The sequence below is a fragment of the Streptomyces sp. NPDC002176 genome (assembly GCF_044903645.1).
In the GTDB taxonomy this organism is placed as follows: Bacteria; Actinomycetota; Actinomycetes; order Streptomycetales; family Streptomycetaceae; genus Streptomyces.
On sequence record NZ_JBJDQW010000003.1, the window covers coordinates 1,000,805 to 1,021,440 of the forward strand.

General features: G+C 73.7%; 19 protein-coding genes and 2 tRNA genes. 15 read left to right on the plus strand and 6 right to left on the minus strand.

The window, feature by feature from the left end:
- The first annotated feature begins 215 nt into the window (after positions 1-215).
- The 7 genes from ACI2LY_RS18395 (at position 216) to ACI2LY_RS18425 (ending at position 6,442) form a co-directional block, all read left to right on the plus strand.
- Positions 216-1,169, plus strand: a complete 954-nt coding sequence (locus ACI2LY_RS18395) for a phosphatase PAP2 family protein (protein ID WP_404708033.1) — start codon at positions 216-218, stop codon at positions 1,167-1,169.
- On the plus strand, positions 1,066-2,259 hold the full coding sequence (locus ACI2LY_RS18400; RefSeq protein ID WP_404708034.1) for a hypothetical protein: 1,194 nt from the start codon (positions 1,066-1,068) through the stop codon (positions 2,257-2,259). Before ACI2LY_RS18395 ends, ACI2LY_RS18400 begins: the two co-directional genes overlap by 104 nt.
- A complete protein-coding gene (locus ACI2LY_RS18405; RefSeq protein WP_404708035.1) occupies positions 2,250-3,848 on the plus strand; it encodes a hypothetical protein in 1,599 nt (532 codons plus the stop codon). Before ACI2LY_RS18400 ends, ACI2LY_RS18405 begins: the two co-directional genes overlap by 10 nt.
- The gene (locus tag ACI2LY_RS18410) at positions 3,845-5,182 is read left to right on the plus strand and encodes an AAA family ATPase (protein WP_404708036.1); all 1,338 of its coding nucleotides are present in this window, start codon (positions 3,845-3,847) and stop codon (positions 5,180-5,182) included. The genes ACI2LY_RS18405 and ACI2LY_RS18410 overlap by 4 nt, the downstream gene beginning before the upstream one ends.
- A 128-nt stretch (positions 5,183-5,310) precedes the next feature.
- Positions 5,311-5,682 carry a hypothetical protein gene (locus tag ACI2LY_RS18415; RefSeq protein ID WP_388994029.1) on the plus strand — a complete coding sequence of 124 codons (372 nt, stop codon included), beginning with the start codon at positions 5,311-5,313 and terminating at the stop codon, positions 5,680-5,682.
- A 63-nt stretch (positions 5,683-5,745) separates the two neighbouring features.
- Entirely contained in the window at positions 5,746-6,378 is a 633-nt protein-coding gene (locus ACI2LY_RS18420; protein ID WP_404708037.1) for a bifunctional DNA primase/polymerase, read from the plus strand.
- Positions 6,369-6,442 (plus strand) — tRNA-Lys (locus ACI2LY_RS18425). The genes ACI2LY_RS18420 and ACI2LY_RS18425 overlap by 10 nt, the downstream gene beginning before the upstream one ends.
- Positions 6,443-6,496: 54 nt before the next feature.
- On the opposite strand, the gene ACI2LY_RS18430 is transcribed toward ACI2LY_RS18425, so the two are convergent.
- A complete protein-coding gene (locus ACI2LY_RS18430; protein ID WP_404708175.1) occupies positions 6,497-7,711 on the minus strand; it encodes a M6 family metalloprotease domain-containing protein in 1,215 nt (404 codons plus the stop codon).
- A gap of 369 nt (positions 7,712-8,080) precedes the next feature.
- On the opposite strand from ACI2LY_RS18430, the gene ACI2LY_RS18435 reads away from it, so the two are divergent.
- Positions 8,081-9,907 (plus strand): putative bifunctional diguanylate cyclase/phosphodiesterase, encoded by a 1,827-nt coding sequence (locus tag ACI2LY_RS18435; RefSeq protein WP_404708038.1) that lies wholly within the window; start codon positions 8,081-8,083, stop codon positions 9,905-9,907.
- Here the strand turns inward: ACI2LY_RS18435 and ACI2LY_RS18440 are convergent.
- Together ACI2LY_RS18440 and ACI2LY_RS18445 are read right to left on the minus strand one after the other, a co-directional pair.
- Positions 9,886-10,974: an LLM class flavin-dependent oxidoreductase gene (locus ACI2LY_RS18440; RefSeq protein WP_404708039.1), complete on the minus strand. Its 1,089-nt coding sequence runs from the start codon at positions 10,972-10,974 to the stop codon at positions 9,886-9,888. The genes ACI2LY_RS18435 and ACI2LY_RS18440 overlap by 22 nt on opposite strands.
- A 92-nt stretch (positions 10,975-11,066) precedes the next feature.
- Positions 11,067-11,798: a decarboxylase gene (locus ACI2LY_RS18445; protein WP_404708040.1), complete on the minus strand. Its 732-nt coding sequence runs from the start codon at positions 11,796-11,798 to the stop codon at positions 11,067-11,069.
- 218 nt (positions 11,799-12,016) lie between these two features.
- Here ACI2LY_RS18445 and ACI2LY_RS18450 point away from each other — a divergent pair, with 218 nt between their 5' ends.
- The 7 genes from ACI2LY_RS18450 to ACI2LY_RS18480 all read left to right on the plus strand — a co-directional run bounded on the left by ACI2LY_RS18450 (position 12,017) and on the right by ACI2LY_RS18480 (position 17,143).
- Positions 12,017-12,964, plus strand: a complete 948-nt coding sequence (locus tag ACI2LY_RS18450; protein WP_404708041.1) for a D-2-hydroxyacid dehydrogenase — start codon at positions 12,017-12,019, stop codon at positions 12,962-12,964.
- 64 nt (positions 12,965-13,028) lie between these two features.
- Complete coding sequence (gene ehuB / locus ACI2LY_RS18455) at positions 13,029-13,958, plus strand: ectoine/hydroxyectoine ABC transporter substrate-binding protein EhuB (RefSeq protein ID WP_404708042.1); 930 nt, start codon at positions 13,029-13,031, stop codon at positions 13,956-13,958.
- Positions 13,955-14,599: an ectoine/hydroxyectoine ABC transporter permease subunit EhuC gene (ehuC, locus tag ACI2LY_RS18460; protein WP_404708043.1), complete on the plus strand. Its 645-nt coding sequence runs from the start codon at positions 13,955-13,957 to the stop codon at positions 14,597-14,599. The genes ehuB and ehuC overlap by 4 nt, the downstream gene beginning before the upstream one ends.
- Positions 14,596-15,246, plus strand: coding sequence for an ectoine/hydroxyectoine ABC transporter permease subunit EhuD (gene ehuD / locus ACI2LY_RS18465; RefSeq protein WP_404708044.1), 651 nt, complete (start codon positions 14,596-14,598; stop codon positions 15,244-15,246). Before ehuC ends, ehuD begins: the two co-directional genes overlap by 4 nt.
- The gene (gene ehuA / locus ACI2LY_RS18470; protein WP_393596696.1) at positions 15,236-16,009 is read left to right on the plus strand and encodes an ectoine/hydroxyectoine ABC transporter ATP-binding protein EhuA; all 774 of its coding nucleotides are present in this window, start codon (positions 15,236-15,238) and stop codon (positions 16,007-16,009) included. Before ehuD ends, ehuA begins: the two co-directional genes overlap by 11 nt.
- A 217-nt stretch (positions 16,010-16,226) precedes the next feature.
- Positions 16,227-16,985, plus strand: a complete 759-nt coding sequence (locus ACI2LY_RS18475; RefSeq protein WP_404708045.1) for an IclR family transcriptional regulator — start codon at positions 16,227-16,229, stop codon at positions 16,983-16,985.
- 84 nt (positions 16,986-17,069) lie between these two features.
- Positions 17,070-17,143: transfer RNA gene (locus ACI2LY_RS18480), tRNA-Lys, on the plus strand.
- Between the two features lie 61 nt (positions 17,144-17,204).
- Here ACI2LY_RS18480 and ACI2LY_RS18485 read toward each other — a convergent pair.
- The 3 genes from ACI2LY_RS18485 to ACI2LY_RS18495 form a co-directional block, all read right to left on the minus strand.
- Positions 17,205-17,819 (minus strand): lytic polysaccharide monooxygenase, encoded by a 615-nt coding sequence (locus tag ACI2LY_RS18485; RefSeq protein WP_404708046.1) that lies wholly within the window; start codon positions 17,817-17,819, stop codon positions 17,205-17,207.
- Positions 17,820-17,952: 133 nt separating this feature from the next.
- A complete protein-coding gene (locus ACI2LY_RS18490; RefSeq protein ID WP_404708047.1) occupies positions 17,953-19,077 on the minus strand; it encodes an SPFH domain-containing protein in 1,125 nt (374 codons plus the stop codon).
- A gap of 87 nt (positions 19,078-19,164) precedes the next feature.
- Entirely contained in the window at positions 19,165-20,457 is a 1,293-nt protein-coding gene (locus ACI2LY_RS18495; protein ID WP_404708048.1) for a peptidoglycan-binding protein, read from the minus strand.
- Between the last annotated feature and the right edge of the window lie 179 nt (positions 20,458-20,636).

Below are 20,636 nucleotides of genomic sequence, written 5' to 3' on the forward strand. Positions count from 1 at the left end.
GAGGAAACCTTTCCGGATGCGGGACGCCGCGTGGACGCCGGGGAAACGCGATATGAGGTCCTCCCATCATCGCGCACCCCGCGCGCGGGCAACCCGGAGGGCGATCCGGGCGTCTTCGAGAGCCGGAACGCCCGCGCGGACGGGCGGGCCGACACCGTAAGGTGTCACGGCGCCCGAGGGGGGTGCCAGGCAGCGTGAAGGGGGAGGGCGATCGGATGCAGCAGACCGAGGCAGCGAACACCGGGGCGGAGCCGCGTACCCGCCCGCGCTGGTGGACCGAGCTGCCGCTGATCCTGCTGGTCTACGGCTGCTACACCGCCGGTCGGCTCCTCGCGCGCGGGGACGTCACCTCCGCGGTGGACCACGGTCTGGCCATCCTCCGCGTCGAGCAGGCGCTGTACCTGAACGCCGAGCACCCGCTGAACCGGCTCTTCACGGCCGAGCCCTGGATCGGGGTACCGGCCGACTTCTGGTATGCCTCGCTGCACTACCTGGTCACGCCCGCGGTCCTGGTCTGGCTGTTCCGGGCCCACGCCGAGCACTACCGGGCGGCCCGCACCTGGCTGATGACGTCCACGTTCATCGGCCTGATCGGCTTCACCCTGCTGCCCACCTGCCCGCCCCGGCTGCTCTCCCCCGCCCACGGCTTCGTGGACACCATGGCGCACTACAGCGCGTACGGCTGGTGGGGCAGCGAGGCCAGTGCCCCGCGCGGCATGGGCGGCATGACCAACCAGTACGCGGCGATGCCGAGCCTGCACGTCGGCTGGGCCCTGTTCTGCGGGGTGATGCTGTGGAAGTGCGGCCGTACCCGCTGGGCCCGGGCGGCCGCGATCGGCTACCCGCTGCTGACCGCGATCGTGGTCATGGGCACCGCCAACCACTACTTCCTGGACGCGGTCGCGGGCGCGGCCGTGATGGGCGCCGGACTGCTGCTGGCCCCGTACGTGACGCGGGCCGCGACGGCCGCGCGGCTGCGGCTGACCGCCTGGGCGGCCCCGCTCACGGCGGCCGGAAACACCGGTCCCGCTCCGATTGTCAGTGACGGATGCCAGACTTCCGCGGGTGAGCGAATTCCACGGCAGCGCGAGTCGCGGCTCGACCCCGCGGCCGGAACCGACGCCTCCCCCAGCGAAGCCGGGGACGGCGCTGCGGCACCGGCTCGCTGAGCTGCGCGGTCCCGACGTCCCGGCCAAGGCGCTGGACGCGCGCGCCCTCGCGGCGCTCGCGGCCAACCCGGGCTGCCGCAGACGCGCGATCCTGGACGGCGCCGGGGTGGACAAGGCCGCGCTCGCGGGCGCGCTGGGCGCCCCCTCGGAGTACGGGCAGTCCCAGTTCGCGCTGATCCGGGGCAACACCTTCGAGGCCCGGGTGAAGGCGGACGGCGGCGCCGAGCTGCTGCGGCTCACCCACACCCTGCTGGACCCGGCCGCCGAACCGCCCGCCGGGGCGTCGGTGCCGGACCTGAGCGCACCGGGCCCCGAGGGCCGTACCGCGCGTACGGCGCTGGCGCTGCGCGAGGCGGTGGAGGCGGGCGGCTGGACGCTGCTGGACCATCCGATGCTGGCCCTGGACGTGGCGGGCTCGCCCGCCTTCCTGGAACCGGACGCGGTCGTGGTGCACCCCGACGGCGGCTGGACGGTCGTGGAGATCAAGTCGTTCCCGATGCTGGACGGCTCGGCCGACCCGGCGAAGGTGGGCGCGGCCGCCCGGCAGGCGGCGGTGTACGTGCTGGCGCTGGAGGATGTCGCGGCCCGGCTGACCCCGCCGCCCGCCGTGCGGCACGAGGTGCTGCTGGTGTGCCCGAAGGACTTCTCCAACCTGGCCACCGCCCGCGCGGTCGACGTACGCGCGCAGCGGGCGGTCACCGCGCGGCAGCTGACCCGGCTGACCCGGGTGGAGACCATCGCGGAGGAGCTGCCCGAGGGCACCTGCTTCGACCCGGACCGCCCGGCGGGTGAGCTGACGGCCGCCGTCGACGCGGTCCCGGCGACCTACGCGCCCGAGTGCCTGTCCTCGTGCGAGCTGGCCTTCCACTGCCGGGAGCGGTCCCGCGCGGCCGACGCGGTGACCCGGCTGGGCCGTCCGCTCCGCGCCGAGCTGGGCGGCCTGGGCACCGTCCAGGAGGTGCTGTCGGCGGCGCGCGGCGAGAGCGGCGACCCGGACGATCCGGTGGTGGCCGCGCTGCGCCGGGCCGCCGCCCTGCGCGCCGAGGCGCTCGCCCGCGCGGCGGACCGGGAGGCCGTGCCGTGTCCCTGATCGCCACCCTGGCCCGCCTGGAGGCGGTCGCCACCGGCCGGGCCCAGCCCGCCGCGACCGTCCGGCACCGTCATCTGTCCGACCGCCCGCTGGTGTTCGTCCCGCTGACCACCGCCGGTGAGACGGGCGCCCCGCTCGGCGCGCTGGTCGGCACCGACCGGGACGCGCCCCGGCTGCTGGTCGTGCCGCAGCCCCGCGACCGCGATCTGCGCTTCGCGTTCCTCGCCGAGCTGGCCGACATCGTGCTGCCGTACCTCGACTCCCGCGCGGAGGCGGTGGAGACGGCCGAGCGCACCGACACCGACCCGGAGACCGGCAAGCGGGTCAAGGTCGAGGTCGATCTGTGCGTGGACGCGCCCCAGCTGATCGTGCCGAGCCGCGCGGGCCTGGACCTGGTGCGGCTGCTGGGCCGCTCGATGCGGTTCCGGCGTACGGCCGAGCAGGAGCCGGAGACGCCGTATCCGGCGCCGCCGCGCGTGCCGTTGCTGGGCCGCTGGCTGACGCACTACGGCGAGCGGTCCCGGGTGCCGGGTTCCTCGCTGCTGCTGGCGCTGACCGACGCGCTGTCCCGGCACTGGGCGACCGGGCAGTCCGTGGTGGAGGACCAGCATCTGGGCGCCCTGCTGGCCTGGATCGACCCGCCCGAGGGCGAGTCCGGCGCGGAGGCGGCGGGCCGGGCGGAGCGCGAGCGGGACGCGGCGGGCCAGCTCCTGTGTCCCCCGGCGGGCCCGGCCACCGACCCGGCGTTCGACAACAAGCTGCTGGCCCCGGCCATCGAGCGGTACGACCGGGCGCGCACCGCGCTGGCCGCCGCCGAGGACGCGCCGGGCGCCGAGGACCTGCTGACCGCCCTCACGGCCGCCGAGCGGGAGATCCGCGACCTGGTCGAGAGCCGTACGAAGCCGACCTGGGACGCGGTGTGGCGTGGGCTCGACCTGCTGCGGACGCTCCCTGAGGGCGCCCATGTCGAGCAGCGGTGGACCCGGGACCGCTGGTCGTTCACCTCGCACCGGGACCGGATCACAGCGGGCGAACCCCCGCAGCCGCGCCGGGACGACGCGGTGACGGCGGCGAACAAGCTGGCCATCCGGGAGCGCGAGCAGGCCCGGCTGGAGGCGCAGGAGGCGCTGGACGACCCGCTGGTGATGGCGGCCCGGCGGCTGGCCGGGGAGGCGCTCGCGGGCGAGGTGACCGAGGTGGTCATGGCGTACAGCGAGGGCAAGCGGCCGAGCCCGCGCCCGCTGGTGACCGTGCGCACCGAGGACCGCCCGCATCTGGGCGAGCGCGCCAAGGTGTACCGCTCGCTGAACGGCAAGCCGCAGACGGCGGAGTTCGCCGGGTACGAGGGCGCGCCGGAGGACGGCGTGCTGGTGCTGCGGATCATGGACAAGATGGGCCGGGGCAAGGAGCCGGAGGCCGGTTCGGTGCCGGAGAAGGGCGACGCGGTGTGCTTCACGCTCTTCGAGCACGAGCAGCGCGGCGGCGCCAAGCTGCCCGACCCGGAGCAGACCCCGTGGACGCACGGCGGGCCGCCCGGTGAGCCCGTCGCGGAGGTCCCGGACGCGGTGACCGAGGAGGACGTGCTGTGACGACCGTGGACTTCGACCCCTCAGCCGCCGCCACCCGCGCCACGGACGCGATCCTCGCCGACACCCTGCACGGCACCGAGCGCGGTGTGGTGGTGGACTCCCCGCCCGGCGCGGGCAAGTCGACGCTGGTGGTCCGGGCCGCGCTGGAGCTGGCCGAGGCGGGCCGTCCGCTGATGGTGGTGGCGCAGACCAACGCCCAGGTGGACGACCTGGTGCTGCGGCTCGCGGAGAAGAACCCCGAGCTGCCGGTGGGCCGCCTGCACAGCAGCGACACCGACGCCTACGACAAGGCGCTGGACCCGCTCCCCAACGTCCGAACCTCGGCGAAGGCGGCCGACCTGGCCGGGATGCCGGTGGTGCTGTCCACGGCCGCGAAGTGGGCGCATGTCTCGGTGGACGAGCCGTGGCGGCACGCGATCGTGGACGAGGCGTACCAGATGCGCTCGGACTCGCTGCTGGCCGTGGCCGGGCTGTTCGAGCGGGCGCTGTTCGTGGGCGATCCGGGCCAGCTGGACCCGTTCTCCACGGTGGGCGGCGACCAGTGGGCGGGCCTGTCCTACGACCCGTCCGCCTCGGCGGTGTCCACGCTGCTCGCGCACAATCCCCGGCTGCCGCAGCACCGGCTGCCGGTGTCCTGGCGGCTGCCCGCGTCGGCGGCGCCGCTGGTGTCGGCCGCGTTCTACCCGTACACGCCGTTCCGCAGCGGGACCGGGCACGGGGAGCGGCGGCTCGCCTTCGCGGTGCCGTCGGACGGCTCGGGCCCGGACCGGGTGATCGACGAGGCGGCGGAGTCCGGCTGGGGGCTGCTGGAGCTGCCCGCCCGGCACACCCCGCGCACCGACCCGGAGGCGGTGCGGGCGGTGGCCCTGGTGGTGCGGCGGCTGCTGGACCGAGGGGGCGCGGCCGTCTCCGAGCGCGCGGAGACGCCGACGCCGCTGACCGCCGACCGGGTCGCCGTGGGCACCGCCCACCGGGACCAGGCGGCGGCGGTCCGCGCGGCCCTGGCCGACCTGGGCGTGGCGGGCGTGACCGTCGACACCGCGAACCGGCTCCAGGGCCGGGAGTACGACGTCACGGTGGTCCTGCACCCGCTCTCCGGCCGCCCCGACGCCACCGCCTTCCACCTGGAGACCGGCCGCCTGTGCGTCCTGGCCTCCCGGCACCGGCACGCGTGCGTCGTGGTGTGCCGCGCCGGGGTGAGCGACCTGCTGGACGAGTACCCGTCCACGGAACCGGTCCAGCTGGGCACCCTGGTGAAGTTCCCGGACGGCTGGGAGGCGAACCACGCGGTCCTGGCGCACCTGGCCGAACACCGCGTCCCGTACCGGCCCTGAGACGGCGGCCCTGACCGTAGGTGCGGGTCTGGCCCTGGGGCGGTCTTGCGTGGGCGCGGGACAATGGACGGTGGTCCGGCCTCAGGCGGGGCCGAACGCAAGCGAACGTACGAGGAGGAGATGAAGACATGGCGGAGCCCTCGCCGCGTCGGAACGAACCGCGGCTACGCCCCGCGCCCCTGCTCTTCGAGCCCGCGGCGGCGGCCGCCGATCCGGAGCACTTCTTCGACCTGGAGTCGATGGACGATCCGCGCGCGCTGCTGACGCGGGCCACCGAGCTGACCCAGGCGTTCCGCGCGGCGGCCGACCGGGCCATGGAGTTCCAGGCCGTGGCGGCGGCCCAGTTGGCCGACCCGCGCCGGTTCGACCGGCTGACGGCGGCGGACATCGCCGAGCGGGCGGAGTGGACCGAGGACTACGCCAAGAAGATGGTGGAGTTCGGCCGGGACCTGCTGCGGGGCGCCGACCCCGAGGGCCACCGGGCGGCCGACCCGCACTAGCGAGGGACCGCCCCGCGCATCTGGCATATGCCAGGCGGGCAAGATACCCCCTCCCGCCCCCTGGTGTCCCCAATTTCCGCAACCCAGGGAAACCGGCCGCTCACCGCCGGTAGACCTGTGTGCATGACCAGTGCACCGGACGTCACCGCCGCCACCGCCGAGGGAGCCGCCTGGCTCGCCTCCGCGGGCACGTATCCGCGCAGCACGCTCGCCTTCTGGGAGGAGCGGCCCGGCGCCCCCGTGGTGCTGCCGTGCGGCACGGTCTTCGACGTGGTGAGCGCGCCCGCGGTGTTCGGGCGCCGGATGCTGGACCGGCTGTGGGAGGAGGGGCCGGGCTGCGGCCCGGTCGCGGTGCACCGGGGCCGGACCCTGCTGTTCGCGGCGCCGGGCACCGCCCAGCGGCTGCCCTCGCTGCTGGCCTGGGAGGAATGGGGACCGCGCACCCACGCCGTCCCGCCGCTGCTGTGCCACGGCACCGGGGACGCGGTGACCGTCCCGGCACTGGAGGGCGACGCCTCCCCGGCCCCGGCGGGCTCCCGCTGGCTGGTCGCCCCGGACACCCGGCATCCCTGGCTCCCCGGCCCCGAGGTGATGCTCTGGGCGGCGGTGCGCGCGGCTCGCATGGCGGCCCGGATATCGATTTTTCCTCCCGCCGACCAGGGTGCTAAGGTCTACGACGTCAGCAGGCGCCGCTAGCTCAGTTGGTTAGAGCAGCTGACTCTTAATCAGCGGGTCCGGGGTTCGAGTCCCTGGCGGCGCACAGACAACGAAGGCCCTCGCGCGAGCGGGGGCCTTTCGCGTACCCCCCGCCCTCTCACCCACCCACCCCCGGCGTGATCCGTACCGTCCACGCCCCGGCGGCCGTGCGCTCCTCGACCTCCACCTTCACCCGGTCCCCCGGCACCGTGAAGCTCTCCCCCAGGGACACCGGCGCGTCGGCCAGCGGCGGATAGACGGAGTTCTCCCAGCACGCCTCGGTGTGCGGATGTGCGTCCACCACCTCGATCGGACCGTCCCCGGACGCGACGCCCGCGCGCACCCGGTAGACGAGGATGCCCTGCTTGCACGCCGTACGGTCGTTGCCCGCCGGGTTCCGGGCCTCGAAGGCGAGGGCGCTGTCCGGGCCGGTGCGCACCACGGCGAGCTTGGTGCCGTTGCCGAGCCCGAAGGCCGGGGCGCCGGACGCGCCGCGCACCGGGACGCCGGGACCGGCCGCGAGCGGCTCCAGGGTGAGCCGGGTCGGGCCCGCGCCCCGGACGCAGGCCACCTGGCGGGGGTCCAGCCAGCCCAGCTTCCACTTGTGCCAGCCGAACAGGTCCGGGGCCTCGCCGAACTGGCTGCCCATCAGGTCCCAGTCGCCGACATGGGTGTCCCAGTCGTCCTTGGAGTCGGTGGGGCGGTGGTAGAGGTCGGGGAGGTCGAAGACGTGCCCGGTCTCGTGGGCCAGCACCAGCCGGTCGGGCGGGTGCTGCTCGAAGACCGTGACGACCCGGCGTACGTCGGTGCCGTCCAGCCGGACGGGCGAGTCGAGGTTGACCACCTTGGTGGCGTCGGAGTCCACGCCGGGCGCGTCCGGGTCGGCGACCAGGTAGACCACGTCGTAGCGGGAGAAGTCCAGCGCCTTGTCGGCCACGGCGAACGCGTCCCGCAGATAGGCGGCGCGGTCCGAGGCGCCCCAGTCCCGCTGTATGCGGTACGCGGTGGACGGGCGCGGCATCCGCAGCCAGCGGTCCAGCGGGTGCGGGCGCAGGGTGAAGCGGCCGTAGGACGCCTGCGCGAAGTAGCTGCTGGTGGCCGGGAAGTGGTCGGCGGTCAGCTCGGCGGGGGTGGTGCGCGGGGCGGCGTCCGGGAACGACAGGAAGACCAGGGCGGCGTCGAGCCGGCCCTCGGGGCGCGGGTAGGCGGAGTTCCAGGTGTCCAGGCCCTCGGAGTGGTGGGCGTCGGAGCGGTGCAGCGCGCAGGGCTCGGGCGAGAAGGCGTCGGCCACCGAGGGGCCGGTGAGGATCGAGGTCGCGGCGAGCGCCGACATCGTGGTGGCCACGGCGGCGGCGCTGCGCAGCTTGGGCACGTCGGGGACCTCCGGTCGCGGTTCGCGGGACACCGCCACCCAGACTGTGTGCTTATGTTGCGCTATGCCCTGTTTACCTGAACCGGAAGGGTGAGTACGCCCGTTTGCGCCCCCGGCGGCCACCCGGCGGCCGACACCCCGAACTACTCACGGAACGTCACAAGTGGTCGTGGGCCTCAAGAACCCGTCCAGGTCCGGGCAGAAACGATCTGTCAGGAGGGCGGGTCGGTCGGGGAGACTGGAGACCGGCTGGAAGGGGCCGGGACCAGCCTCTATGATCGGCACACTTTCCGGCACGGACTGGGATCGAGTGCACTGCGGGAGCGAGCGGTGAGCGGAACGTCCGAAGGGCCGACGCCCGCGGCAGACCTCGACCGGTCAGCCGTGACAGACGGTGACCACATGACCTACCACCGGGTCTTCACGACGGCCCCGCTCCCCATGGCCGTGGTGACCCCCGACGGGCTGGTCGCACACGCCAACACCGCCCTGGGAGCGCTGCTGGGCACGTCCGCCGAGGCGCTGGCCGGACGCCCCGCCGCCGACCTCGTCGACCTGGCCCCCGACCCGCGCACCCGGCACGCCTACCGCGAGGTGCTCGGCGGCCGCCAGGACCGGCTGCGCTGCACCCGGCGCCTCAAACAGCCGGACGGCGACCCCGTCTGGGTGCGCATCACCGTCACCCCGCTGACCGAGGGCACCCCGGGCGCCCTGCTGTCCGTCTCCGACATCAGCGCCCGCCGTGAACTCCAGGCGCGGCTGCGGCACTTGCGGATGCACGATCCGGTGACCCGGCTGCCCAACCGCACCCTGTTCTTCGAACGGCTGTCGGCCGCGCTGGAGGCGGAGCCGGAGGACGGCGCCGACAGCGGCACCGGCACCGGGCGGATCGGCCTGTGCTGTCTGGACCTCGACGGGTTCAAGGCGGTCAACGACACCCTGGGCCACCGCGTCGGCGACCGGCTGCTGGAGGCCGTGGCGAAGCGGCTGACCCATGTGGCGGAGGAGACCGAGGGCGCGCGGGCGGGCGCCCCGCTGGTGGCCCGGCTCGGCGGCGACGAGTTCGCGCTGCTCGTGGAGGACTCCACCGGCACCGAACAGCTCTCCGACCTCGCCGCCTCCGCGCTGCGGGCGCTGGAGGAACCCTTCGACCTGGCGGGCCGCAGGCTGTCGCTGACCGCGTCCATCGGGGTGGTCGAGCGGCACACGGCCGGGACGACGGCCACCGGTCTGATGCAGGCCGCCGACACCACGCTGTACTGGGCGAAGGCCGACGGCAAGGCCCGCTGGACCCTGTTCGACCCCGAGCGCAACGCGCACCGCGTCACCCGTCAGGCCCTGTCCTCCACGCTGCGCCCGGCCATCGAGCGCGGGGAGTTCGCGCTGGAGTACCAGCCGCTGGTCGGCATGGAGGACGGGCGGCTGAGCGGGGTGGAGGCGCTGGTGCGCTGGCACCACCCGCAGTTCGGCATGCTGACGCCGAATCGGTTCATCCAGCTGGCCGAGGAGGACGGCTCGATCGTGCAGCTCGGCCGCTGGGCGCTGGTCACCGCCTGCCGCCAGGCCCGGCAGTGGCAGCTCGCCCATCCGGACGAGCCGCCCATCTTCGTCAGCGTGAACGTGGCCGTGCGCCAGGTGTGGGACTCCGACCTGGTGGCGGACGTGGCGGGCACGCTCCGCGAGACCGGGCTCGCCCCGCAGCTGCTCCAGCTGGAGCTGACCGAGTCGGCCGTGATGGGCTCAGGCGGCCGCCCGATCCAGGCGCTCCAGGCCCTCAGCGACATGGGCGTGCGGATCGCCATCGACGACTTCGGCACCGGGTACTCGAACCTGGCCTACCTCAGCCGCCTCCCGGTCTCGGTGCTGAAGCTGGACGGGTCCTTCGTGCGCGGCTTCCAGTACGAGGGCGGCGACCCGGGCCGGGCCGGTACGACGGCCAACCCGGCCGACGAGGTGATCGTGGAGGCGATGATCCAGCTGGCCCACCGGCTCGGGCTGACCGTCACCGCCGAGTGCGTGGAGACCTCCGCGCAGGCCACCCGGCTGCGCCGGATCGGCTGTGACACCGGGCAGGGCTGGCTGTACTCCCGCCCGGTGCCGCCGGACCGCATCACGGAACTCCTCGGAGTGCAGAGTTACGCGGCGGGCAGGCCGTAGACGTCGGCGATCAGCTCGTAGGAGCGCAGCCGCAGCTCGCCGCGGTGGGCGTGGCTGGTGAGCATCAGCTCGTCGGCGCCGGTGCGCTTCTGGAGGTCGTCCAGGCCCGCGCGGACCTCGTCGGCGGTGCCGTGCACGATGTTGCGGGTGAAGGAGGCCGCGAACTCCTCCTCCATGGGGCTGAATTCGTGCCGGGCGGCGTCCTCGGGGTCGGGGAAGAGGCCGGGACGGCCCATGCGCAGCCGGAGCATGTTGAGCGCGGTCGCGCGGACCTGGCGGCCCGCCTCGGCCTCGTCGTCGGTGGCGAGCGCGGAGACACCGATGAGGGCGTAGGGCTCGGCCAGCACCTCGGAGGGGCGGAACGTCTCCCGGTACAGGTCGAGCGCCGGGATGGTGTTCTGCGCGGAGAAGTGGTGCGCGAAGGCGAAGGGCAGGCCGAGCATTCCGGCCAGCTGGGCGCTGAAGCCGGAGGAGCCGAGCAGCCAGACCACCGGGCGGTGCGCCGACTGCACCCCGCCGGGGGTGCTGCCCTGCACCGGGCCGGGGATGGCGTGGATTCGGGCGTACGGGTGCCCGTCGGGGAAGTCGTCGTCGAGGAACCGGGTCAGCTCGGCGAGCTGCTGCGGGAAGTCGTCGGCGCCCTCGTTCAGGGTGTCGGAGCGGCGCAGCGCGGCCGCCGTCGCCCCGTCCGTGCCCGGCGCCCGGCCGAGGCCCAGGTCGACGCGGCCCGGTGCCATGGCCTCCAGGGTGCCGAACTGCTCGGCGATGACCAGCGGGGCGTGGTTGGGCAGCATGACGCCGCCCGAGCCGAGCCGGATGCGGTCGGTGTGGGCGGCGAGGTTCGCCAGGATGACGGCGGGCGAGGAGGAGGCGACGCCCGGCATCGAGTGGTGCTCGGCGACCCAGTAGCGGTGGAAGCCACGCGCCTCGGTGAAGCGGGCCAGCTCCACGCTGGTGCGCAGCGCGTCGGTGGCGGTGCTCCCAGCTCCCACGGTGACCAGGTCGAGTACGGAGAGGGGGACGGGGGCGGTGCCATGCACGGCACCCCGGATCTCGTCTGCCGGCACGGTGGAAGCCTCCTGTTTACGGCGTGCTCTGTCCTGCGTGCCGTAACAGGAGGCTGTCCCCGCTTATTCCCCCGGCCGGGCCGGGTACCTGGTCAGAGCTGTGCGACGGGCTCCCGGGTGAAGAGGGTGCCGAGGGTGTCGGTGTGCAGCCGACGGTCGGCCAGCCGCAGCCCCTCCCAGACCGAGACCTGGGACGCCGTGAGCACCGGCTTGCCGAGCGCGGCCTCCAGCGCGGACAGGTGGGCGGCGGTGCGCAGCGCGGTGTCGGGCAGCAGTACCGCCTCGGCGTCCGAGGTGTCGGCGGCGCGGGCCAGGGCGAGCAGTTCCGCCTCGCCGCCGTCCACGGCCCGCTCGGCGGTGCGGGTGTCGGGCTCGTCGGTCCCGGTCACCTCCAGTCCGCCGTCGGTGAGGAACGCGCGGAAGAGCGCGGCGGTGTCCGGCGGGTAGGCGTGGGCGACGGCGACCTTGCGGACACCGAGCGCCTGGGCGGCGTGCACGAAGCCCAGCGAGGTGGAGGAGGCGGGGAGTCCGGCCTGCCGGGCCAGTTCCGTCGCCTCGGTGTGCGCGTCCTTCCAGCCGTGGGCGAAGCCGCCCGCCGGGCTCGTCCAGACCACCGCCTCGGCGCCGGTCAGCCGCAGCCCCTCCATGGCCGCGGTGAGCCGTCCGGCGAAGTCCGCGCCGTGCAGCGGGTCGACCGCGTGGGCGTCCTCCCCGGTGCCGGTGTGCACCAGGTCCAGCCGGACCGCACCGGCGAGCAGTTGCTCGACGCGTGGGTAGTCGTCCTCGCCGCGATGGCCCGGGCAGAGGAATCCGATTGCTGTCATGTCGGCCTTTCTCCGTGTTACTCAGGGCTGTTCCCTGCGTCTTCCCCCGCTTCCCGCGAGGGAGCCCCGCGTGGCCCGCACGGCGGTACGGGCACCCCCGCTCCGGGTGCGGCTACCCAGCGGACGCCGGATCGCCCCCTGAAGGGCGCGGCCCGTTGACGGCGCCGGGGGCGCGTGCCAGCGTGGGCGACCGCGCGGGAGACGGGAGGGGCGGACCGATGACCATCCCCACCCTGCTGGTGCTGGACGCCGATCCGCCGCCGCGGCTGGGCCGCCTCACCGGCCGGGCCCGGGTACTGCACACCGACGAGGCGGGCCTGGCCGCGCTGCTGCCCGAGGCGGACGTGCTGCTGGTGTGGGACTTCCGCTCGCGGGTGGTACGCGCCGCCTGGCCCGGCGAGGGGCGGCGCCCGGCCTGGGTGCACACCGCGAGCGCGGGCGTGGACCACCTGCTCTGCCCCGAACTGACCGCCTCCGACACGGTGGTGACCAACGCGCGCGGTGTCTTCGACCAGCCGATGGCCGAGTACGTGGCCGCCCTCGTACTGGCCGCCGCCAAGGACCTCCCCCGCACGGTGGACCTCCAGCGGGACCGCGTCTGGCGGCACCGGGAGACCCGCCGGGTGGCGGGCACCCGTGCCTGTGTGGTCGGCTCCGGGCCGATCGGCCGGGCCATCGCCGCCACCCTCAAGGCGCTCGGGGTGACGCCCGCGCTGGTGGGCCGGGTGCCGCGTACCGGCGTGCACGGCCCGGCCGACCTGGACCGGCTGATCGCCCGCGCGGACTGGGTGATCGCCGCCGCCCCGCTGACCGACCAGACGCGTGGCATGTTCGACGCGCACCGCTTCGGCGTGATGCAGCCCTCGGCGGTCTTCGTCAACGTCGGCCGGGGCGAGCTGGTGGACGAGACGGCGCTCGCCGAGGCGCTGCGCAGACGCTGGATCGCGGGCGCCGCCCTGGACGCCTTCACCACCGAACCCCTGCCCGCCGACAGCCCGTTGTGGGACCTGCCCGGCCTGCTCGTCTCCCCGCACATGAGCGGCGACACGGTCGGCTGGCGCGACGAACTCGGCGCGCAGTTCGTGGACCTGTTCGAACGCTGGGCGGCCGGAGGAGAGCTGGTCAACGTGGTCGACAAGAAGCGCGGTTACGTCCCCGGCCACTGAACTCCCCCTGCGTGGCGGGAAATCGGCGCGCATGACCGGTGCGGGCCTGGGTAGCGGCGCCGCCATGGCTTCTCGACTTGGCAAGGACACGGAAAGAATCCGGCCGCCGGTGCGCCTACGCGAGAGACGGGCGGTGCTGCTGGGCGCGCTGGCACTGGGCGGGGTGGGTGTGCTGGGGGCGTCGGGGTGTACGCGGGTGGCGGCCGCGTCCGGCGAGAAGGGCGGCGATCTGCTGGACCGGCTGCGCGCCCAGGGGGTCGTGCGGCTGGGAATCGCCGGTGAGGTGCCCTTCGGGTTCATCGACCGGGACGGAAAGCTCACCGGGGAGGCGCCCGAACTCGCCAGAGTGATCTTCAAGCGGCTCGGGGTGGAGCGGGTGCAGCCGGTGCCGACCGAGTTCGGCTCGCTCATACCGGGCCTGAACTCCCAGCAGTTCGACGTGGTGGCCGCCGGGATGTACGTCAACGCCGAGCGCTGCCGCCAGGTCATCTTCGCCGACCCGGACTACCAGATGAAGGACGCCTTCATCGTCCGCAAGGGCAACCCCGAGGGCCTGCGCTCCTACCGGGACGTGGTGGACAAGAAGGCGAGGTTCGCCACCGGCGCGGGGTACGCCGAGATCCAGTACGCCGTCGACGCGGGCTACCGGGAGAGCGACATCCTGATCGTGCCGGACCAGGTCGCCGGGCTGAACGCGGTGGAGGCCGGGCGGGTCGACGTGTTCGCCGGTACGGCGCTCACCACCCGCGAGGTGGTCAAGAAGTCCCGGAAGGCGGAGTCCACCGAGCCGTTCGCACCGCTGGTGAAGGGCGAACCACACGTCGACGGGGGCGCGTTCGCGTTCCGGCCGATCGAGACCCGGCTGCGGGACGCCTTCAACACCGAACTGCGCGAGCTGAAGCGCACCGGTGAACTGCTGCGCGTCCTCAGGCCGTTCGGGTTCACCCAGGCCGAGATGACGACACTCACCGCGAAGGAGCTGTGCGGCGGATGACCTCGGGACTGTGGGAACTCGTCCTCCGGGGCGTCTGGACGACCGTCCAACTCCTCGTACTGAGCGGGCTGCTGGCGACGGCGGTGTCCTTCGCCGTCGGCATCGCGCGCAGCCACCGGAGCCGCCTCGTGCGCTTCCTCGCGGGGCTGTACACCGAGGTGTTCCGCGGCACCTCGGCGCTGGTGATGATCTTCTGGGTGTTCTTCGTGCTGCCCATCGCCTTCGGCTGGCAGCTGGTCCCGCTGTGGGCGGGCACGCTGGCGCTCGGCCTGACCTACGGCGCGTACGGGTCGGAGATCGTGCGCGGCGCCCTGAACGCGGTCGACCCGGCCCAGCGGGAGGGTGGGATCGCGCTCGGCTTCACCTCCTGGCAGCGGCTGCGGCTGATCGTGCTGCCGCAGGCGGTGCCGGAGATGATCCCGCCCTTCTCCAACCTGCTGATCGAACTGCTCAAGGGCACCGCGCTGGTGTCGGTGATGGGCATGGGCGACCTCGCCTTCAGCGCCAACCTGGTGCGGCTCGCCCTCCAGCAGAGCGCGGAGATCTACACGTACGTCCTGCTGATCTACTTCGTGATCGCGTTCGGGCTGACCCGGCTGATGCGTTCGCTGGAGAAGCGGCTGAAGGGTGGTGCCGCGTGACGTGGGACTGGAACGCCGTGAGCGACTTCATGCCGTACTTCTGGCGGGGGCTGCTGGTCACGCTCCAGGTGGTGGCGCTCGGTTCGCTGCTGTCGTTCTCGCTGGGGCTGGTGTGGGCGCTGCTGATGCGGGTGCCCTCGCGCTGGGTGCGCTGGCCGGTGGGCGTGGTCACCGAGTTCGTGCGGGACACCCCGCTGCTGGTGCAGCTGTTCTTCCTGTTCTACGTGCTGCCCGAGTGGGGCGTGACCTTCTCGGCGCTGACCACCGGTGTCTTCGCCATCGGGCTGCACTACTCGACGTACACCATGCAGGTCTACCGGGCCGGGATCGAGGCCGTGCCCGTGGGCCAGTGGGAGGCGGCGACCGCGCTGAGCCTGCCCCGGCGGCGGATCTGGACCGCGGTGATCCTGCCGCAGGCCCTGCGCCGGGTGATCCCGGCGCTCGGCAACTACGTGATCTCCATGCTGAAGGACACCCCGCTGCTGATGGTGATCACCGTGCTGGAGATGCTCGGCCGGGCCCGGCTGTTCTCGCAGTCGAACTTCCAGTTCACCGAGCCGCTGACCGTGATCGGCGTGGCCTTCGTCGTCCTGTCCTACCTGGCCTCCCTTCTTCTGCGAGCACTGGAGCGACGACTTGTCCGCTGACATCACCCTGCCGAAGCAGAACCAGTCCGGTGAGCTGATCCGGCTGGAGCGGGTCACCAAGCGCTTCGGCGCGAACACGGTGCTCGACCAGCTGGACTTCGCCGTGGACGCGGGCAGACATGTGACCCTGATCGGCCCCTCCGGGTCGGGCAAGACCACGATCCTGCGGCTGCTGATGACCCTCACCGAGCCGGACGAGGGCACCATCACCGTGGACGGCCAGGCGCTGTTCCCGGCGCCGGAGAAGCAGGTCCGGGAGGTGCGGAAGAAGATCGGGATGGTCTTCCAGCACTTCAACCTGTTCCCGAACATGTCGGTGCTGCGCAACATCACCGAGGCGCCGGTCCAGGTGCTCGGGCTGTCGAAGGACGAGGCGGAGGCGCGGGCCCGCGAACTGCTGGAGCTGGTCGGGCTCTCCGACAAGCTCGACGCGCGGCCCACCCGGCTCTCCGGCGGCCAGCAGCAGCGGGTGGCGATCGCGCGGGCGCTGGCGATGCGGCCGCGGGTGCTGCTGCTGGACGAGGTGACCAGCGCGCTCGACCCGGAACTGGTCGCGGGCGTGCTGGACGTGCTGCGCGACATCGCGCGCGGCACCGACATCACCATGCTCTGCGTGACCCACGAGATGGGCTTCGCGCGGGACATCTCCGACCAGGTGCTGATGTTCGACCAGGGGCGGGTGGTGGAGTCCGGGCCGCCGGAGAAGATCTTCGGCGACCCGGAGCAGGAGCGGACGCGGGAATTCCTCAGCGCGGTGCTGTAGCCGCGGTGTCCGGAGGAGGGTGAAGGCGGGAAGCCGAGGTCCAGGCACTGGATGATGTCTCAGGCATATGCCAGAGGGCCGCCCGCGCAGCTCGGAGGGGCGGCGGCGGCCCTCGGATCTCGTCAACACCCCCTCCCCGCGCGCCGCTCGGCCGCTACCGTGGAAGCGATCCGCCGACCGGATCTCGCGGCCAAGGAAGCGAGCGCAGGGGGAAACCGTGGCGCTGATGCACGAGCCGACCGCCCCGTACCACTCGGCCCAGGACGCGCTGCGCGTACTGGAGTCCGTGGCCCGCCACCCCGCCGGGGTCGCCGGGACCGGGCTGGCCCGCGAGGCCGGTCTGGACTCCGGGCGGCTGACCGCCCTGCTGCGCATGCTGCGCCGCGAGGGGTACGTCGAGCGGACCGCCGACGGCGCCTATGTCACCGGCGACACCCTGCGCCGCCTCACCTCGGCCCACGACCACGAGCGCGCCCTGCGCGAGAAGCTCCAGCACACCCTGGACCGGCTGCGCGACTCGGTCGGCGCGGCCGTCTACATCAGCCGGTACGAGGACGGCGAGGTCCAGGTCACCCAGTACGCGGCCGGACCCAGCGCCCCCGCGGTCAACGAGTGGGTCGACTTCCGCTCCTCCGCGCACGCCACCGCCGTCGGCAAGAGCCTGCTGACCCAGCTGGACCACGACGCCCGGCGCGACCACCTGTCCCGGCACCGGATGGCCCGGCTGACCTCGCGCACGATCACCAGCGACAAGCTGCTGCTGTCCCGGCTGGAGTCCCAGTCGCCCACGGTCCCGGTGCTGGACGTCCAGGAGTACGCGGTCGGCACGGTCTGCGCGGCCGTCCCGATCACCGCCGGGGCGTCCGTGGGCTGCTTGGCCGTCTCCCTGCCGGTGGAGCGGGCGCACCGGCTGCGCCAGGCCGCGGACGCCCTCAACCGGCACGCGGCCCCGGTCCTGCTCTCGCTCACCCTGTAGTCCCGGCGGCGGTCGGAAGCACCCCTCGGGACCAGGTAGTATTTTCTCTGTCGCCGGCCGCGAGAAGCGGAAGGCGAGAGTCATGCGCCGCTAGCTCAGTTGGTTAGAGCAGCTGACTCTTAATCAGCGGGTCCGGGGTTCGAGTCCCTGGCGGCGCACATCTGCCCAGGACGGGTCGGGAAACCGACCCGCCCTGGGCGTTTTCCGGGTTCTCCCGGCTCAGAACGTGACGTCCGAGCAGGCGTAGAAGGCGTTCGTGGTGTCGGCCACGTTCCACACCGCGAGGATCACGTGGTGGCCGGTCAGCCCGCGCGGCAGGGTGCCGCTGTGGCTGAGCGTGGACGGCGGGCGCTGGCCGTTGTACGGCACCGAGAGGAACGGGGTCAGGTTGAGGTCGGACCGGGCGAGAGCGTGGTTCTGGTTCCAGCCCTGCTTGGTGACGTAGTAGGTGAAGTCGCTGGTGGCGTGCATGGCGGTGAACTGCCAGCGGAAGGTGTACGACTGGCCGCCGGTGACCTTGGTGGTGGGCCAGGCGCCGCCGCCCGGGGTGTTCGGGGCGTTGAGCTGGCCGAAGCGGCTGTTGCCGCCACCGCACAGCTGGCCGTCGCCGGGGCCTGCGCCGGGGAAGCCCTTCGGGCCCTCGACGCTCTGCGGCTCCCACTGGATGTCGCCGCAGTTGGCCACGGAGCCGTTCTGGCAGAGCTTCTGCCGACTGACGGGGAGGTCGGTGTAGCCGTGGCCGCTGGCACCGCCGGTGGAGAGTACGAACGCGCCGGCCGTGGCCATGCCGAGCACGGCCGCGGACAACGCTGACAACCTGGTCCTGGTACGCATGCTGCCGCTCCTGGGGAACGTCGTGGGGGAAGGTTCGGGGGAACCGAGCCGAGCCGAGCTGTGCGGTAGGTCCAGACCAAGTACCAGATTATTGCCGGGAGTTGAACGTGTCCATACCATCCGGCGGCACGTGTCAGGCCGGTTCCGCGCGGGCCGAGCAGAACGCCACCGTCAGGTCCCGGACCAGCGCCTTGCGCTCGTAGTCGTCCAGCTCGACCAGCCCGCGCGTGGTGAGCCGGGTGACCGTGTCCTCGACCGAGTCCACCACCGAGCTGAGCATGGTGGCCCGCTGCTGGGCGTCCAGCGCGGCGATCCGGCGCCGGTGCATGGCGGCGGCGACCTCGGGCGCGTACTCCACCCGGACCGGCTGTACGGAGAACACCTCCACCCCGACCGGCGCCACGTCCGCCGCGACCAGCCGGGTCAGCGCGTCCCCGGCCGCGTCGGCCCCGCTGCGCGCCCCGCCGGGCAGCTCCACCGGGACCCGGGCGAGGGCCGACTCCACGCATTCGCGCAGGTAGGTCTCGTGCTCCTCGATGCCGAGCAGCGCACGCGCGGTGTCCCGCACCCGCCACACCACCAGCACCACCACCCGCAGCGACACCCCGTTCGCGTCGGCCGCGGGCACCGCACCGCTGCGCCAGTGCCGCAGCCGCACATCGGCCCGGCGCCGCCGCAGCAGCGGGTTGATCCACAGCAGCCCGGTCCGCCGGACCGTGCCCCGGTAGCGGCCGAACAGGCCCAGCACCCAGGCCCGTCCGGTGCGTCCGCGCGCCAGCCCGCCGAAGCCGAACAGCCCCAGCGTCCCGGCACCCGCGTACGCCGCCCACTGCGCGGGGCCGAGCCCGGCGCCGGGATGCAGGCCGAGCGCCTCCCCGGGCAGCACCCCCGCCCACCAGGTGGTGGCCAGGCATCCGGCGACCCCGCCGAGCCCGGCCACCACCCCGGCCGCGCCGGGCAGCACCCGCGCGGGGCGCTCCTGGAGTTCCGGGTCGGGGCGCAGCTCGGGCCGTCTGCGGACCGGCACCGGACGGCCGAACCGGGGCTGTTCGCCGGTGCCCTGCCGACGGTTCACCACGGCGGGCCGCCGCGCCTCGGCGGCGGGAGCGGGCTCGTCGCGGAAGAGCAGATGGACGGGGATCTCGGTGGTCGCCTCGGTGTGGATCAGCCGGGGCGGCCGGACGGCCGTCCCCGCGCCGCCCGGCAGGCTCTCCGGGTGTTCCTCGGGCTCATGGGTGGGTGATGTGGTCGTGCTCATGGGTGCCTCCAGCCTCCGCGCCAGATGCGTCATGACAAGGGATGCGGGGTCCCGCGCCGACTCGGGACCCAGGGGTGACCGGGCGGCTCAGCCGAACAGGCGGCGCCAGGTCTCGGGGCCCGGATAGCCGTCCGCCGCTCCGCCGCGCCAGCCCCGGGCGCGCTGGAAGGCTTCCACGGCCCGCCGGTCCGCCTCGCTCCAGCGCGGTCCGGGCCCGGTGGCGTAGAACCTGCCGAATCCTTTCTTCACGAGTTGCCGCCCCAGCTGGGTGACATAGGGGTTGTTCGCGCCCGCCCGGAAGTACTGCTTGCCGGGGAAGGCCGGGACGCCGCCGGGGCCCGCCGAGCCGGACGCGATGTCCTTGCCCGCGCCGGTGACCAGCAGCTCCCAGGTGCGCGGGCCGGGCAGTCCGTCGGCGTTGGCGCCGGTCCAGCCCTGGGCCTGCTGGAACGCCTGGGTGGCGCGCCGGTCGGCCTCGCCCCAGACCGGACCGGGTCCCGTCGCGTAGAAGGAGCCGCCGCCCCGGGCGACCAGCATCTCGCCGAGCTGGGTGACGTACTTGTTGTTCGCGCCGGGCCCGAAGTACTTGGTGCCGGGGAAGGGCACCGGGGTGGTCGTCGGCTCGGCGCCCGCCGTCCCCGCGGTCACGCCCTTGTAGCGGTAGGGGACGTACTTGGTGGTGTTGTTCCAGTAGGGGTAGGGCGTGCTCTGGCGGCGGGTGTGCGGGGGCGTCTGCTCGTACGCCGTGTAGGCGGTGTGGGTGTAGTCGGTCCAGCCGCCGAAGAGCACGACGTGCGAGCCGCCCTGGGGGTCGGCGGGGTTATGGAAGAGCAGGATGTCGCCGGGCTGGAGTTCCTCCTTGGTGATCTTCACCGCGAACTGGCCCAGGCTGCCCGTCCACTCGTTGGAGAGCAGCCCCCAGGCCATGGAGACATAGCCCGAGCAGTCCTGGCGGTACCCGTCCGACCAGAACTTGGTCATGCTGTACGGCACCTGCGCGGTGACCCACAGCTTGGCCCGGTTGATGATCGCCGTCCGGGTGGTGGCCGGGGTCCTGGCCTGGGGCCGGGCGGGTGAGCCCGCCGGGCCGTGCAGGGGTGCGGTGCCGCCCTGCGGGGTCGCGGAGTCCCCGTCCGCCGCCGGGGCGCCGGGGCGGTGCGGGGCCGCATGCGGGGGCGGCGCCTGGGTGAGAGCGCCGGCCGCGGGGGCGGCGCCGAGGACGGCGGACGCGGCGGCGGCCACGACCACCGCGCCCCGGGCGGCCGGGCGGCCACCGGTACGGGCGGACGACGGGCGGGGGGCGAGCCGCCGCCACCGGACGCAGCCGAGGCACTCGCAGTCGCTCACCGGATCGAACTCCTCGAACACCGGAGCGGTCATGCGATCTGCCTCACATTCGGGGTGGATATGTCCGCGTGTGTGCACGTTGATCAGTTTCACAACTGTCCGCGTGACGCGCATGTTGACGGTCCGAATGGTGCACACGCCCCCGCCGGGCGCCGTCCGGGCGATCGGAGGTGGCGTGGAGCACCCCGGCGGGTCCTGTAGAGTTTTCACGT